This is a genomic window from Pseudomonas cremoricolorata (assembly GCF_000759535.1).
Classification (GTDB): domain Bacteria; phylum Pseudomonadota; class Gammaproteobacteria; order Pseudomonadales; family Pseudomonadaceae; genus Aquipseudomonas; species Aquipseudomonas cremoricolorata_A.
Map to the genome: position 1 here is coordinate 3907450 of NZ_CP009455.1, position 15197 is coordinate 3922646.

The following is a 15197-nucleotide window of genomic DNA, read 5'->3' on the forward strand; positions in this document are numbered from 1 at the left end:
TCAAGTAGCGGCTTTTATCCCCACCTGGCAGGCTGGTTAAACTCACTGGCAGGCGTAATCAAGACACCTACCTTTCGTTAGGTGCCCAATGGCGTCATAGAGCCGCCGGCGGCGACGGACCTTCACAATCCCAATTCGACAGGCTGCGTCATGATCAACATCGAGACCCCGACCTATTACACCGCAACCCGCAAGTACAACCTCAGCTTCCCGATCCTGGAAAGCGACATCGATGCAGATGTGGTGGTCATCGGCGGCGGGTTTTCCGGTATCAACACCGCCCTGGAGCTGGCCGAACAAGGTGTCAACAATGTGGTGGTGCTGGAGGCGCGCTACCTGGGGTTTGGCGGAACGGGGCGTAACGGAGGGCAGATCATGGCCGGCATTGGCCACGACCTGGAGAAGATCAAGAACAGCGTCGGCGAACAGGGCCTGCGGCAGATCTTCGAAATCAGCGAGCTGGGGGCCGGCATCATCAAGGCGCGCATCGCCCGCTACGCTATCGATGCCGACTTCCGTCACGGTTACGGCTACCTGGGCTTCAATGAGCGCCAGGCCAATACGCTGCGCCAGTGGGAACGTGACTTCAAATCGATCAACGACCACGACGAGATTCGCTTCCTGGCCGGCAGTGAGCTGCGCCAGATCATCGGCAGCGATGCCTATAGCAGCGGCCTGCTGCACATGGGTGGCGGCCACGTGCACTCGCTCAACCTGCTGCTCGGCGAGGCCCAGGCGCTGGTTGGCCACGGGGCACGGATCTTCGAACACAGCCCCGCCCTGCAGGTGACCTACGGCGAACGCATCACCGTACGCACCGGACGCGGTTCGGTGCGTGCCAGCAAGCTGCTGTGGGCCTGTGACAGCTTCCTCAACAAGCTCGAACCCGAGCTGCACGCACGAACCATCAACACCTATGCCTTCCAGATGATGACCGAGCCCCTGTCGGACGAGCTGATCGAGCGCATCAGCCCGATTCGCGGCGCTTACAGTGACATTCGACCGGTGATCGACTACTACCGTGTGACCCGGGAAAACCGTCTGCTGTTTGGCGCCGCGACCTCATTCATCGAGCATATACCGCTGGACCTCGCGGCCTGGAACCGGGCGTTGATGCTCAAGATCTTCCCTTATCTGAAAGATGTTCGCATCGACCTTGCCTGGGGAGGCCCGATGGCCACCAGCGCCAACCTGTTCCCGCAGATCGGCACGTTGAGCGACCGCCCCAACGCCTTCTACGTTCAGGGCTATTCCGGCTTCGGCGTGACCCCCAGTCACATCGTTTGCAAGATCCTCGCCGAAGGCATGCTGGAGGGCTCGGCGCGCTACGACCTGCTGCGCTCGGTCAAGCATGCTCGCATCGTCGGCAAAGACCATTTCCGCCCGCTGCTGCTCACCGCCGGCAAGACCGTGCACCAGCTGTCGGGCTACTTCAACGGCCGTCGCTAGACCGCGACTGTCCCACTCAGGAGCATTGCCATGACCCTTACTGCCGCCCGCCAGGGCATTCAACTGTCTGAACTCGATGCGTGGGGCAGCGTCGCTGACCTGGGCTCGGAAATCCTCGAAGGTGAAGTCAAAGCCTTCGGCAAGATGACCTACGGCGCCCCGGACGATCCGGTCAGCAGCGCCTATTTCGGTACCACACGCGGCAAATTCCGTATGGTCTACCCCTTCGCCGAGCAGGCAGTGGTGGTGACCGGGGAAATCCAGTTGACCGATGAGTCCACCGGCCAAGTCACCCGCTACAAGGCGGGCGATGCCTGGTTCGTCAGCAAAGGCACGCCGGTGCTGTGGGAAGTGCTGAGCGAGTCGTTCGTCAAGCATTACCTGGCTGTGGCCTGACTCAGGCCGTGCCGCTTGCTCGTGTCGTCAGGCACGCACAAGCGGCACCGCTGGCTCGCTCAGAGCAGCGCCTGGGCACGAAAGTCCTTGGGCGAGCACTCGAACTGCTTCTTGAACGAGCGGCTGAAATGCGCCGAATCGGTGAAGCCCCACTTGTAGGCGATCGAGGTGATGGAGTCGCCGCGGTAGCAGGGGTTGGCCAGGTCGTCAGCGCTGCGCTTGAGCCGTGCGCGCTGGATATAGCGACAGACGCTGTCGCCCTGCTCTTCGAATATCCGGTACAGATGCCGCACTGAAATGCTCAGTCGGGCGGCCAGGCTGGCCGGCGTCAACCCAGGCTGGGACAGCGACTCATCGATCACTTGCTCGACGTAGCTGCGCAGCTGCGCACCCTGCACGACGCCGGGCCTGCAAGGGCTACTCTCGGCATTGCGCTCCAGGGCCGAATCGAGCAACGCGATCAGCGCACATTGCAGGGCCTGGCCCTGGGCTGCGTCCTCGCCACTGCAGCCTTCCTTGCACAATTGGTCCATCAGCAGATGAAGCATGCGCCCGCAGGTATTGACCGACGATATCTTGCCGAACAGAGGCGCAGCCGGGCGTAGATGCTGGCGCACCTGCTCGCGCGGCAGCGCCAGCGACACATGCTCGATAAGGCCATTGGGAATGATTTCGCACTGGCCCACCGAATCCATCAGCAACAGCTCACCGGGCATCAGCATCACCTGCTCGCCGCCTTGAGTCACGCTGGAATGCCCGGTGCGCTGACTGACCAGAAAACAGTGCTGATCATCGTCGAGCGTGGGGTTTTCGCCCAGGCGGCAGATTCTGCCGGCATTGGTACGCAGGCTTGCGACCGGCAGTCCGGCACGCGAGCCGGCCGCCACTTCTCCGATGAACAGGGCATGACTGGCCGCCAGCGCCGTTTCGAACCGACCGCAGATTTGCTGCATGGCCTGGGTCCAGCGCTCCAGGCCCTGGTGATTGAGCTGTTGAGTATGCATAACGATCCTCGACGCAGCGTTATTGTTATGCGGCATTGATAACATGTTAACAATGGCCGTACAACTGTAACATTTTGTCGAGAAAAGCCAGCAAAGGACGTGCCAGACGACCTACAGGCGCTTGAGCACCTCATCGAACCGCGCCAGGCAGTCAAGCAGATGCGTGCGCTGCTCCGGGCTGATACGGATGTAGCGGCGCAGCGCCGGCATCCGGTTGACCACCTCGCTACCGCCCATGTGCTCCAGCACGAGCTGCCAGCGGCCGTCATGGCACTCCAGACTCAGGCGCTTGAAGTCGAGCGGCATCAGCGCCTGCAACAGGCGGGCATCGCTCAAGAGGTGGTCGCGCAAGGCAATGAAGCGCTGCCGGTCGCCACTGCGGTAGATACACGTCACGCCCGTGCGCCGCAGCGCACCGGTATGGCGCAGGTCCAGGCGCAGTGCACCCGGTTGCGCCGCCGGCACGCTCAGGTGCACCTCGCACGTCACCACATGCATCAGCAGATGCGCTTGCACGCACTCACGCAGTTCGCCCTGCCAGCCGCGTACCGAGTCCTGCACGCAGGCCATGGTCGCCTGCTGTTCGATGACCTGAAGCGGTTGCAGGTTGCGCAGCAGGTGGCTGAGGGTCACCCCCGGGCGATAGCCTGCCGGCGCGCCGGGTCTACCCAGCCGCTCACGCAACCGGGCGAGCATGCTGCGGGTGCTCCACGCTGTGGCCGGGCTCGGCGGCGAATTCCTTCTCTAGTACCTCTTCGACCCGGGCCGGCTTGAACGGGTTGACCTTCTGCACGCACAGGGTCCAGAACAACGCATAGCTGGCCGTGCCGGCGAGCATGATGGCGAATGGCACGTAGATATCTGCCGGGTTCATCCCAGGCGGGGTGATGAAGGACATGCCGATGATGATGCCGACGCTGGAGACGATCTGCGGCAACGGAAACAGTGGCGAGCGGTAGGCGCGTGGCAAGTCGGGCCGGCGAATGCGCAGGATCACCACCGACAACGTCACCAGCAGATACGCCGTGCTCCAGGCGCACACCGCCGCCAGCACCAGGTGCAGGATGTTGTCCGGGTTGCCGCCCAGGTACCAGGCATGCAGGCAGGGAATCAGCGCCACCACCACGATGCACAGCAGCGGCGTCTTGAAGCGTGGATGCAGGTAGGTGAAGACTTTGGGCAAGGCGCCATCGACAGCCATGCCGTACAGAATACGCGGCACCCCTGCCATCAGCGTGTTGATGGTGGCAGCGCCGGCGAAGAGGAAACCGATACCCAGCCAGATCGGCCCGATGTCACCCATTACCTGCTGGGCGAAATGCGGAATGGCCATGGGCGTGTCGAGCAGACGCGTGCCGGTTGCAGCGTCGACCACCACGTTCTCTACCTGTCGCTTCATTGCCGCACCGTAGATGAACATGCAACTGGCGACGCCGAACAGGCCAAGTGCCATGGCCCGCGGCAACACCCAGGCGCTGCGGCGCAGCTCCGGCGCCAGCGGGGTGACGAATTCGCAGCCAACGAACATGAACATGGCCATGCCGATCAACGACAGGATGGTCATCAGGTCGGTGCCCACCAGCGAGGTGCCGAACGGGCCGTCCAGCGTCACTGCGGGAGCTGCGATCAGGCCAAGCACGCCGAACACCATCAGGGTGGTCCACATGCCGAAGGTGAGCACCACTTCGGCGCGGCTGAACGCGCTGATGCCGAAGGCGTTGAGCAGCGCGAACGACAGCACGAAGCACACGCCCAGCAGCCACGACCCGCCAGCCGATTCGGCCAGTGTGTTGAGGTGTTCGAAGTTCACCAGGGCCATGACGCCGGACAGGATCGTTTCGGCGGTGCCGGCGAACACGTGCACGATCAGGTAGGCCGACAATGTCCCGGTGATGGCGAAGAAGCGGCCCATGCCGCAGTTGATGTAGTCGTACACCGAACCGGTGGTGGGCAGAATCGACGCGGCCTCGGCGAAGGTGGTCGACTGCGCCAGCATCATCAGCGCAGCGATAACCATGGCGATGGCGAAGGCGCTGCCGCCGATGCCAAAGCCCATGGTGGCGGTGAGAATCACCGGACTGGCCATGATAAGACCGACGGTGCTGGCCAGTGCGGTGGGGAAACCGACCGTGCCTTGGTTGAGATGCTCAGTGAGCTTGTTGGCGAATGACATCGTTGTGCCCCGGCTTGTTGTTATGGCGTTGAGCGCGGCAAAGGTTTCTGCACGCACGGCTGCTTGCCTCCATGCGTCGGTCACTGTGCGCCGGTGTCCAGCGGACGTCTTGCTCCTGGCTGCCGCAGCTCTTGTAGCAGCCTGCCAGTGGCGCCAGGGCTGGCAGGCACGGTCATATCACCTGGCAGCTAGGCGCAAGATCCCAGGCTGTGCATCCATTAGCCTCAGTCGTTCAATGCACCGCCTGGTCAGTATCTGCACGCGTGGAGTTGCCCGAAAGGCTCGCGGGTGAACGTCCCTCAAGCAGCACTGGCCAGCGCATCATTTTGCCCTGGAGCTTTCATGAGCGATATCGCCCTCCTTCCCTGCGTCAACGCCTTCCTGGCCCGCGACCATGGTCATTACATCGACGGCCGCACCACCCCGAGCCAGGGCGGTGGCCGAATCGCCGTGCGCAACCCGGCCAATGACCAGACCATCGCCCACATTGCCGATGCCAGCGAGCGTGACGTCGACCAGGCCGTGGCGTCAGCCAGGCAAGGCTTCAACACGTGGTCGCGCACCGCACCTGCCGCCCGCGCAGCGGTGCTGTTCAAGTTGGCGGAGTTGCTGGAAGCCAACCGCGAAGAGCTCGCGCAGCTCGAAACCCTGCAATCGGGCAAGCTGATCGGCATGTCGCGTGCTTTCGAAGTCGAACAGGCGGCGCACTTCCTGCGCTACTACGCAGGCTGGGCGACCAAGATCACCGGCCAGACCATCACCCCATCGCTGCCTTCCTTCGCCGGCGAACGTTACAGCGCCTACACCCTGCGCGAGCCGATCGGTGTAGTGGTCGGCATCGTGCCGTGGAACTTCGCCACCATGATCGCCATCTGGAAGCTGGCTTCGGCGCTGACCACCGGTTGCAGCATCATCATCAAACCGAGCGAGTTCACCCCGCTGACGCTGCTGCGCATCGCTGAACTGGCAAGCGAAGCAGGCCTGCCTGCCGGTGCGCTGAACGTGCTGACCGGTGCCGGCCAGGTCGGCAAGGCGCTGATCGAACACCCGGACACCGACAAGGTCTCGTTCACAGGCTCCGTGCCCACCGGCATCGCGGTAGGCCAGGCCGCCATGGGCGCCCGGCTGACCCGTGCCACGCTCGAACTGGGCGGCAAGAATGCCGTGGCATTCCTGCCCGATGTAAGCATCGATACAGCGGTCAACGGCATTATCGAAGCCGGCTTTCTACATTCCGGACAGATCTGTGCTGCGGGGGAACGCTTCTACGTTCACCGCTCGCGGATCGACGAGACGCTGGCAGCACTGTCGCAGCGCCTGGGACAACTCAAGATCGGCTCGCCGCTGGATGAAAGCACCCAGTTCGGGCCGGTGGCCAACAAGCCGCACCAGCAGAAACTGGCCGAGCTGTTCGCCACCGCCCGCGCCGAGGGCAGCCAGATCATTCATGGCGGTCAGGTCTCCAGCGGTCCGGGCTGCTTCGTCGAGCCCACGGTGATTCTCGCCAGCTCGGCCAGCGATACCCTGCTCAACCAGGAAACCTTCGGCCCCGTTGCGACATTCCTGCCTTACGACAACGAAGATGAACTGCTGCACCTGATGAACGCCTCGCCCTACGGGCTGAGCGCCAGCGTGTGGACCAACGACCTGGGCAAGGCCATGCGCCTGATCCCCGAGATTCAGGCCGGCACGCTGTGGGTCAACATGCACACCCTGCTCGACCCTGCCGTGCCGTTTGGCGGCATCAAGGCATCCGGTGTGGGTCGGGAGTTCGGCTCGGCATTCATCGATGACTTCACCGAACTCAAGTCGGTGATGATCCGCTACTGAGGGCACTGAGATGTCGCAATGGCTGCGTCAGCAGTGGAACCTGGGCCTGCCGCTGGCCATGCGCGGCTTGCAGGCTGCGCTGGACGCTGCCGCGCAACGGCAGGTCAGGGTCAGTATCGTGCTGGTCGATGCTGGCGGCATGCCCTTGCACAGCGCGCACATGGACGGTGCGCCGCCTCAGGCCCAGGCCATCGCCCAGCGCAAGGCGCTGACCGCGCTCGGCTTCGGTATCCCCACCGCTGACTGGCACGCGCGCCTGGCACAGTGTTCCGAAGCCGTACGCAGCGGCTTGCCGTTGCAGCCGGACATGGCGCTGTTCGGTGGCGGCGAGCCTCTGCACCATCAACAGCAGATCATCGGCGCGATTGGCGTGTCAGGCGCCAGCGAGGCGCTCGACACCCTCTGCGCCAAGGCCGCTGTCGAACAGATCGCACGTCTGTTGCAAGACTGAACCGGCTCGCCATCGCCATGCCTGGCCGGGGCGTGCAAACGCGCTGGCAGGCACAGGCAAGACCCTCCTCCCCCGTACAAGCGCTAATAGGCCGTCGCTGCCAACCGCGACGGCACTCTGCACGAGTGCCCACGAATAACAAAGCGCTCTGGCAAAGGCGCATGACAACGAGGGAAAGTGCAATGTTCAAAGTGCAAACGCTGTCGACCCTGGCCGTGGCGGCCTTGCTCGTCAGCCAGGCAACGCCTGCCTACGAACTGTACGCTGACGACGACAGTCACCTGAATGCCGACCTGCTGGCGGTGTGGGGCATGTTCAACGCCCGCAAGAACTACGACGCCACGCCCGGGGGCTCGACCTGGCGCGAGGGCTTCATCAAGTACGGGGTCAGCGGAGATCAGGGTCTGGCCGGCAACGGCACGCTCTACGGAGCATTGAACTGGGTCAGTTCCGGTACGTGGGGCGATGGGGATGCCGCAGGCAACACCGACGGCTCGGAGCGCACCACCAAGATCGAGGACGCCTACCTGGGCTGGCGCTCAGCGGATCGCCTGGCGCTGCTGGGCAAGGATGGCGTGGACGTCTCCTTCGGGCGCCAGGTGGTCCGCCTGGGCCGCGGATTTTTGATCAATGACGATGGTCCGAATCTGGGCAATGGCGTGGCCGATGGCGCGCTCGATCGGGGCGGCGCCTACTACCTGGCTGCTCGCCACGCCTTCGACCGCACTGCCGTCCTGCGCCTGGGCGGGCAGGACGGTCTGCACGGCAGCCTGCAATGGCTGAAGTCCGACAACCGCGCGCAGGCACAGACCGAGCTGGCCGCCGGCACCCTGGACTACACGCACAGCCTGGGCACGCTGGGCCTGACCTGGATTCATGGCATCGACGTCGCGGACCGCTGGGCCAGCGAGTTTCAGAAGGCGCGAGAGGGGATGAACGTCTACAGCCTGCGCGGCGAAGGCAGCGCCGGCATCGAAAACGCACAGTTTGCGTTCGAATACGCCTGGCAGGACAAACGCGGCGGGGCGCAGCAGGCCTGGTACCTGCAGGCGGGCTACACGTTCGCCGACGAGCCATGGACGCCGCAGGTCAGCTACCGCTATACGCGCTATTCCGACCAGTGGGATTCATTGTTCAGCGGTCTGTCCAGCGGCTACGGCACCTGGTTTCAGGGCGAGGTGGCCGCCAACTACGCCGGGCCGTTCAACAGCAACACCGGCATTCACCATGTCGGCCTGAAGGCGACGCCGCTGGAAAACCTCACCGTCGGCGCCTTGTACTTCGACTTCAGCACCGTGCGCACACGCAATCACCTGAACCTCGATGCCCGTGAGCTGGACCTTTACGCCGAATGGGCCGTCAGTCCACACCTGATCATCAGCCCACTGGTAGGCCTGTACCAGCCACGCAAGTCCGAGGAAAACGGCGGTAATCAGGTCGGTGGCAATGGCACCAACGTGTATAGCCAACTGACCGTGGCCGTGCCGTTTTGACGAAAAAAGACCGCTGGCGCGCACGCCAGCGGTCAAGCGTAGTACCTATGAGTTCCAGCACGCCCCGGTGAGGCATGCCCACTATCGACGCTTTTCGACGTTGTGGCTTGCCTGAGCCTGCCAGTGCATTTGCATGCCCGTGCCGAGTGTTTGACCTGCACGAAAATCACCCTTAGGATGCGCCAACCTACCGACCGGTAGGCTGACTTTCGAAGAGATCCCCATGCAAGTCAATCAATCCTCCTCTGTGCCGATGAAGTTTGCCGTCGGCCTCGGTCTGATCGGGGCGCTTGGCCCTTCAGCCATCGACATGTACCTCTCGAGCCTGCCGGAGATCGCCCGCGACTATCAGGCGAGCTTTACCCACGTGCAATTGACCCTGACCTTCTTTCTGCTGGCCATGGGCGCAGGGCAGTTGCTGTTCGGTCCTGTGGTCGACGCCTATGGTCGGCGCAAACCGTTGATTGCCGGTCTGCTGCTGTTCATTGTCTGCTCGTTCGCTGCGGCCCTGGCGCCGAGCCTGGACACGCTGATTGCCCTGCGCTTCTTTCAGGGGCTGGGCAGCGCCCTGACCCTGGTGGTGATCATGAGCATGGTGCGCGACGTCAGCCACGGCGTTGCAGCGACCAAGCTGTTCGCCCTGCTGATGACCATCGAAGGCGTCGCGCCAATTCTGGCGCCAGCTCTGGGTGGGGTAATCGACGCCCATTTCGGCTGGCGTGCGGTGATGCTGGTACTGGCTGGGCTAGGCGTTGTGGTGCTGATCAACAGCCTGCTGACCCTGCCCGAAACGCTGGCGGCGAATCAACGCGAACCGCTGCGCCTGCGCCGTGCAGCGCGCACCTATCTGGGCATCCTGCGCGACCGCCGCTTCCTGCGCCCGGCGCTGGCAGTCGCTGCAGTGTTCTTCTTCCTGTTCGCTTACATCGGCGGCGCCACGCTGGTCTACCAGCAGCACTACGGCATGAGCGGTCAGCACTTCGGCCTGCTGTTTGGCGCCACCGGCATCGCAGTGATGCTCGGTGCTCTGTTCGCCAGCCGCCGAGTCGCTCGTCTGGGCCTGAACAGGCTGAGTACCCTGGGCGTACGCTGCATGACGGCAGGCGCGCTGCTGACGTTGCTCAGCGCATTCAGCGGCATCGGTCTGCCAGGGGTCGCAGGCGGCATGGCGCTGGCGCTGTTCGGCCTGGGCATTGCTGAATCGACGCTAATGTCGTTGGTGATGTCGTCGCAGCAGACCTCGCTCGGATCGACCGCCGCCCTGCTCGGCGCCATCCAGCTGTCGGTGTCCTCCAGCGCCTCGCCGCTGGCAGCGCTGGCGCTGGCCCATGGTCCGCTGGCCTGGGCCGTATTGCTGACGGCCAGCACCTTGGTCGTGTGCGGGCTGACCGCGCTTTGCCTGCGTGATGCGCCGGTGAGCTTCGCCCTGGCCGATCATTGAGATCATGCCATGCCCGCCGGGCGGCAGCGGCCATGGCACGCACGATCAACGCGGCTGGCAGGCTGACACAAGACGACCTACCAGTCGTTAGCGACACTGCACGTCGCTCGCCGCCTGCACTGGCACGGCACAACAACAACATCCGATCAGCAGCGGTGCCCTGCGTGCCGCTCGCGCAGTGAGACACGCCATGACCCTCGATACCCGCATCGATTTCATCTACCTCTCCGAGCAGGACATGATCCGCGCCGGGGTCACCGACATGCCGGCCTGTGTCGACACCATGGAAGAGATGTTCGGCCTGCTCTACCACGGCGACTACCGCATGGCGGGGCCCAACAGCGACTCGCACGGGGCGATGATCACCTTCCCCGAACAGTCACCGTTCGCGACCATGCCCAAGCCCACCGCCGACCGCCGCATGATGGCCATGCCGGCCTACCTGGGTGGCAACTTCCAGACTGCCGGCGCCAAGTGGTATGGATCGAACATCGCCAACCGCGAAAAGGGCCTGCCGCGCTCTATCCTCATGCTCACTCTCAACGATGCCGACACCGGCGCTCCGCTGGCGCATATGTCGGCCAACCTGCTGTCGGCCTACCGAACCGGCGCGATCCCCGGGGTCGGCGCTCGGCACCTGGCGCGCAAGGATGCCAAGGTCATCGGCCTGGCCGGTCCCGGTGTGATGGGCAAGACCACCGTTGCCGCCTTCATGGCCGTCTGCCCGCAGGTCGACACCCTGAAGATCAAGGGCCGCAGTCAGAAAAGCCTCGACACGTTCCTCGGCTGGGTCAACGAGACCTTCCCGCAGATCACCCATATCGAAGTGGTGCAGACCCTCGAAGAGGTCGTGCGTGGTGCCGACCTGGTCAGCTACTGCAGCTCAGGAGAAGTGGGCGATCCGTCGCGCTACCCGCTGGTCAAGCGGGAATGGGTCAAGCCTGGGGCCTTCCTGGCCATGCCGGCGCCTTGCAGCATCGATGCCGGGATGGAGCAGGCCGACGTGCGCAAGGTGGTCGACAACACCGGCCTGTACGAAGCCTGGTTCGATGAATTACCCAAACCTGCCCATCACCATGTGCCGTTGGTGGGCGTGCGCTTCATGGACCTGATCGCCGAAGGCAGCCTCGATGCCGCGCAGGTCGAAGACCTGGGCAAGATCGTCGCAGGCCACGCCCCGGGTCGACGCAACGACGAGGAAATCATCCTCATGTCGGTCGGTGGCATGCCGGTCGAAGACGTTGCCTGGGGCACCGTGGTGTACCGCAACGCACTCGAGCGCGGCATTGGCGTAAGGCTCAACCTGTGGGAAACACCCGTTCTCAGCTAATCCACTCAACCCGCTTACGAGGCTCCCCCATGACCCACATCTGTAAAGTGAAAACCGGCTCCAAATTCGAAGACCTGGCCAGCTACTCGCGCCTGGTGGCTGTCGACAACTGGATCTACGTCTCCAACACCGCGGGCCGCAACCCGCAGACCCAGCAGATCGCCGACGACGTGATCGAACAGACCCACCAGGTCTTCGCCAACATCGAAAGTGCCCTGGCCGCCGTCGATGCCAGCCTGGCCGACGTCATCTGCTCGCGGGTGTTCATCCAGCAACCCGACGATGTGGCCGCGGTGCTGGAGGTGATCGGCGCCAAGTTTCGCGGTATCGACCCGGCCACCACCGTTACCTGCCCGCCGTTGGGTTCGAGCATCTACAAGGTCGAGCTGGAGGTCACTGCCTACCGCGGCGCCTCACGTGCCGATGTCACGTTGATTCGCCTGGGCCAGTAACGCCTTGCGGCCCCCTTCCTTGTCGCCGAGAACTGCCATGTCACCTGTCATCGACCGCGTCATCACCCATCCACACCAACCCGCTGCGACCACGGTCGTGATCATCGGCGGCGGTATCGTCGGCCTGACCGCCGCACTGACCCTCGCCGAGCGCAACATCCCGGTGGTGGTGCTGGAGAAAGGTCGCCTGGCCGGCGAGCAGTCCTCGCGCAACCTTGGCTGGGTGCGCAAGACCAGCCGCCATGCCCATGACATCCCGCTGGCGCTGGCGGCCGACCGGCTCTGGGCGCACCTGCCGCAGCGGGTAGGCTGCGACGTCGGCTACCGGCAGGCGGGTATCCTGTTCATCGCCCGCAGCGAAGCGCAGATGGCCATGCACCAGCAGTGGCTGGGCAGCGTCGAGCACCTGGGGCTGGATTCGCGTCTGTTGAGCAACGCCGAGATCGCCCGTCAGGTGCCTGGCGGCCGGGGCACCTGGGCCGGAGGTCTGTACACCCCCTCCGATGCCCGCGCCGAGCCAACCTTGGCCGCCAGTGCGATCGCCCGCGCGGCCATGGCCAAGGGCGCCGTGATCATCGAACAGTGCGCCGTTCGTACGCTGCAAACCAGCGCTGGGCGGGTCAGCGGCGTGGTCACCGAGCATGGCGAGATCCGCTGCGACCAGGTGCTGCTGGCCGCAGGTCTGTGGTCACGGCGCTTTCTTGGCAACCTCGGCATCGACCTGCCGACCCTGCCCCTGACTTGCTCGGTACTGCGCACCGCGCCCATGCAAGGCCCGAGCGAAATCGCTGTCGGCGCGCCGGATTTCTCGTTCCGCAAGCACCTCGATGGCGGCTTCATCATCACCCAGCGCGGCAAGCTCGATGCCCACCTGACGCTGGATCACCTGCTGCTCGGCAAACGCTACCTGCCGCAACTGCGGGCGCAGCGCGACTTCCTACGTATTAGCCTGGGCAAGTATTTTTTCAATGACCTGCGCCTGGCGCGGCGCTGGCAAGCCGATCAGGTGTCGCCCTTCGAGCGCGTTCGCGTGCAGGACCCAGCAGTCAACACAGGGCTCAACGACGACGCCTTGCGCAATCTCGCAGCCGCCTGGCCGGCCTTCGAGCAGGCGCGCATCGCCGCCGCGTGGGCCGGGACTATCGACGTCACGCCTGACTCCAATCCGGTGATCAGCGCGGTCGCCGGGCTGCCAGGGCTGACCCTGGCGACCGGTTTTTCCGGGCACGGCTTCGGCACCTCGCCGGCGGCCGGGCAACTGGCTGCTGACCTGCTCACGCAACAGACACCGTTGACCGACCCGACCCCGTATCGCTTCGACCGGTTTGCCTGAAGCGCTTGCCGCTGCGTGGCGTCAGTTTCCGGCGTTGCGCTCGAGCACGACGTGGACGGCGCTTAGCAGTTGCGTGGCCGCCACGGCCAGAGCGCCGTCATTGCGGCACTGCAACCAGCCCTGCTCGCCGATCACCCGCTCGAACGCCTGCGAGCACGCCACATGGTCTTCGAACGCCTGCACCACCGTGCTGCGCAGCCCCTGCCTGCGCGCCTGGGCGCGGGCCCAGGACAGGTGCGGGTCAGTCACCACGCCCACCTGCAAGTCCGGCACCTGCACGCCGCGCTGCACATTCAGTTGCAGCACATCGGCAAACGCCACCCTGCGGCGAAAGGCGGCGTCGGAGGCGAACCAGCGGTCCATCAAGATCAAGCTGCCGGGCGGTTGCTCAGGTAACACCTCGCGGCTGATCCAGGCGCGGCTGTCGGCCAGGCGCTGGCAGATGCGCCATTCCAGCTCGGCGTCGGGGTGCCGTGCACAAGCGTTGACCAGGGCCATGGTCTCGGCGCGCTGTGGGTCATGGTTGCGCTCGCTCAGGCGCACCACGGTGTGGCCCTGGCGGCGCAGGGCGTGGGTCACGGCTTCGAGCAGGGTGGTCTTGCCGACGCCCTTAGCGCCGTCGAGGCAAATCAGCAGTGGGCGGGTCATGGGGCATACACGGGCGGGGATCTTTTTCGAATCGACGAAGGGGTAGTCTGCCTGTGGATCAGCGACCTGCGCCACTTTCGTCGTTATCACGAAACACTTCCCGCGTGGCCTTGCTGGTCGAAGCGCGCCAAGCGCTCTAGGCTCGCTCGACCAACTTCGCACAAGGTCTTGCCATGAAAGCCGTCGTCTTCACCACCCCTGCCCTGCCCCTGAGCGACCCACAGTCGTTGTTCGACCATGAACTGGCCAAGCCCACGCCAGGCGCCCGCGATCTGTTGGTGGAGGTGCGCGCCATCGCGGTGAACCCGGTGGACACCAAGGTCCGCGCCAGTCGCCAAAGCGATGCGCCGCAGGTGCTGGGCTGGGATGCCGTGGGCGTGGTGCGTGAGGTGGGCGCCGAGGTGACGCTGTTCCAGCCCGGGGATGAGGTGTTCTACGCCGGGGCCATCGACCGCCCAGGCTGCTACAGCGAATTTCATGTGGTCGATGAACGTATCGTCGGGCACAAGCCGCGCAGCCTGGATGCAGCCAGTGCCGCGGCCCTGCCGCTGACCTCGATTACCGCCTGGGAGCTGCTGTTCGACCGCCTGGGCGTGGCGGAAAACGGCGGTGAAGGGCAAAAACTGGTGGTGATTGGCGCCGCGGGTGGCGTCGGTTCGATGTTGCTGCAACTGGCGCGCAAGCTCACCGGGCTGACCGTGATCGGCACCGCCTCACGCCCTGAAACCCGCGCCTGGGTCACCGAACTAGGCGCCCATCACGTGCTCGATCATTCGGCGCCGCTGGCTGAACAGCTCGACGCCCAAGGGCTGGGTTCGGTGGATTATGTGATCAGCCTGACCCACACCGACCAGTACCTGGCGCAAATCGTCGAGATTCTGCGCCCGCAGGGCAAACTGGCGCTGATCGACGATCCCAAGCAGCTGGATGTGGTGCCGTTCAAGCGCAAGTCGCTGTCGGTGCACTGGGAACTGATGTTCACCCGCTCGCTGTTCCACACCGACGACATGATCAAGCAGCATCAGCTGCTGCAGCGGGTCTCGGCGCTGGTCGACGACGGCGTGCTGAAAACCACCCTGGGCGAGCATTTCGGCACCATCAATGCCAGCAACCTGCGCCGCGCCCACGGGCTGATCGAAAGCGCCAAGGCCAAGGGCAAGATCGTCCTCGAAGGTTTCTGAGCCACCCCCCACAGCG

Annotated in this window: 14 protein-coding genes; 10 read left to right on the forward strand and 4 right to left on the reverse strand. The window is 64.4% G+C overall.

Annotated elements, in window-relative coordinates:
- The first annotated feature begins 150 nt into the window (after positions 1-150).
- Both LK03_RS17740 and LK03_RS17745 read left to right on the forward strand, forming a co-directional pair.
- Positions 151-1449: an NAD(P)/FAD-dependent oxidoreductase gene (locus LK03_RS17740; protein ID WP_038413737.1), complete on the forward strand. Its 1299-nt coding sequence runs from the start codon at positions 151-153 to the stop codon at positions 1447-1449.
- A 30-nt stretch (positions 1450-1479) separates the two neighbouring features.
- Positions 1480-1845, forward strand: a complete 366-nt coding sequence (locus LK03_RS17745) for a cupin domain-containing protein (protein ID WP_038413738.1) — start codon at positions 1480-1482, stop codon at positions 1843-1845.
- 59 nt (positions 1846-1904) lie between these two features.
- Here the strand turns inward: LK03_RS17745 and feaR are convergent, their stop codons facing one another.
- The 3 genes from feaR to LK03_RS17760 form a co-directional block, all read right to left on the reverse strand.
- Positions 1905-2849: a transcriptional regulator FeaR gene (gene feaR / locus LK03_RS17750; RefSeq protein ID WP_038413740.1), complete on the reverse strand. Its 945-nt coding sequence runs from the start codon at positions 2847-2849 to the stop codon at positions 1905-1907.
- A 111-nt stretch (positions 2850-2960) separates the two neighbouring features.
- Positions 2961-3545, reverse strand: a complete 585-nt coding sequence (locus tag LK03_RS17755; protein ID WP_038413741.1) for a DUF3156 family protein — start codon at positions 3543-3545, stop codon at positions 2961-2963.
- Positions 3526-5022 carry an APC family permease gene (locus LK03_RS17760; protein WP_038413742.1) on the reverse strand — a complete coding sequence of 499 codons (1497 nt, stop codon included), beginning with the start codon at positions 5020-5022 and terminating at the stop codon, positions 3526-3528. The genes LK03_RS17755 and LK03_RS17760 overlap by 20 nt, the downstream gene beginning before the upstream one ends.
- A gap of 342 nt (positions 5023-5364) precedes the next feature.
- Between LK03_RS17760 and LK03_RS17765 the strand changes: the two genes are divergently transcribed.
- From LK03_RS17765 to LK03_RS17795, 7 genes are all read left to right on the forward strand, one after another.
- On the forward strand, positions 5365-6852 hold the full coding sequence (locus LK03_RS17765) for an aldehyde dehydrogenase family protein (RefSeq protein WP_038413744.1): 1488 nt from the start codon (positions 5365-5367) through the stop codon (positions 6850-6852).
- A gap of 10 nt (positions 6853-6862) precedes the next feature.
- Positions 6863-7303 carry a GlcG/HbpS family heme-binding protein gene (locus LK03_RS17770; RefSeq protein WP_038413745.1) on the forward strand — a complete coding sequence of 147 codons (441 nt, stop codon included), beginning with the start codon at positions 6863-6865 and terminating at the stop codon, positions 7301-7303.
- A gap of 182 nt (positions 7304-7485) precedes the next feature.
- Entirely contained in the window at positions 7486-8796 is a 1311-nt protein-coding gene (locus LK03_RS17775) for a hypothetical protein (protein WP_038413746.1), read from the forward strand.
- Positions 8797-9019: 223 nt separating this feature from the next.
- Positions 9020-10237 (forward strand): multidrug effflux MFS transporter, encoded by a 1218-nt coding sequence (locus tag LK03_RS17780; protein WP_038413748.1) that lies wholly within the window; start codon positions 9020-9022, stop codon positions 10235-10237.
- Positions 10238-10427: 190 nt separating this feature from the next.
- Positions 10428-11567 (forward strand): tyramine oxidase subunit B, encoded by a 1140-nt coding sequence (locus tag LK03_RS17785; RefSeq protein WP_038413750.1) that lies wholly within the window; start codon positions 10428-10430, stop codon positions 11565-11567.
- Positions 11568-11596: 29 nt separating this feature from the next.
- Positions 11597-12019, forward strand: coding sequence for a RidA family protein (locus LK03_RS17790; RefSeq protein WP_038413751.1), 423 nt, complete (start codon positions 11597-11599; stop codon positions 12017-12019).
- A gap of 37 nt (positions 12020-12056) precedes the next feature.
- Positions 12057-13352 (forward strand): NAD(P)/FAD-dependent oxidoreductase, encoded by a 1296-nt coding sequence (locus LK03_RS17795; RefSeq protein WP_038413753.1) that lies wholly within the window; start codon positions 12057-12059, stop codon positions 13350-13352.
- A gap of 21 nt (positions 13353-13373) precedes the next feature.
- Here LK03_RS17795 and LK03_RS17800 read toward each other — a convergent pair whose 3' ends face one another.
- The gene (locus LK03_RS17800) at positions 13374-14000 is read right to left on the reverse strand and encodes a dTMP kinase (protein ID WP_038413754.1); all 627 of its coding nucleotides are present in this window, start codon (positions 13998-14000) and stop codon (positions 13374-13376) included.
- 173 nt (positions 14001-14173) lie between these two features.
- Here LK03_RS17800 and LK03_RS17805 point away from each other — a divergent pair, with 173 nt between their 5' ends.
- Positions 14174-15181: a zinc-binding alcohol dehydrogenase family protein gene (locus tag LK03_RS17805; protein WP_038413755.1), complete on the forward strand. Its 1008-nt coding sequence runs from the start codon at positions 14174-14176 to the stop codon at positions 15179-15181.
- The last annotated feature ends 16 nt before the right edge of the window (positions 15182-15197 follow it).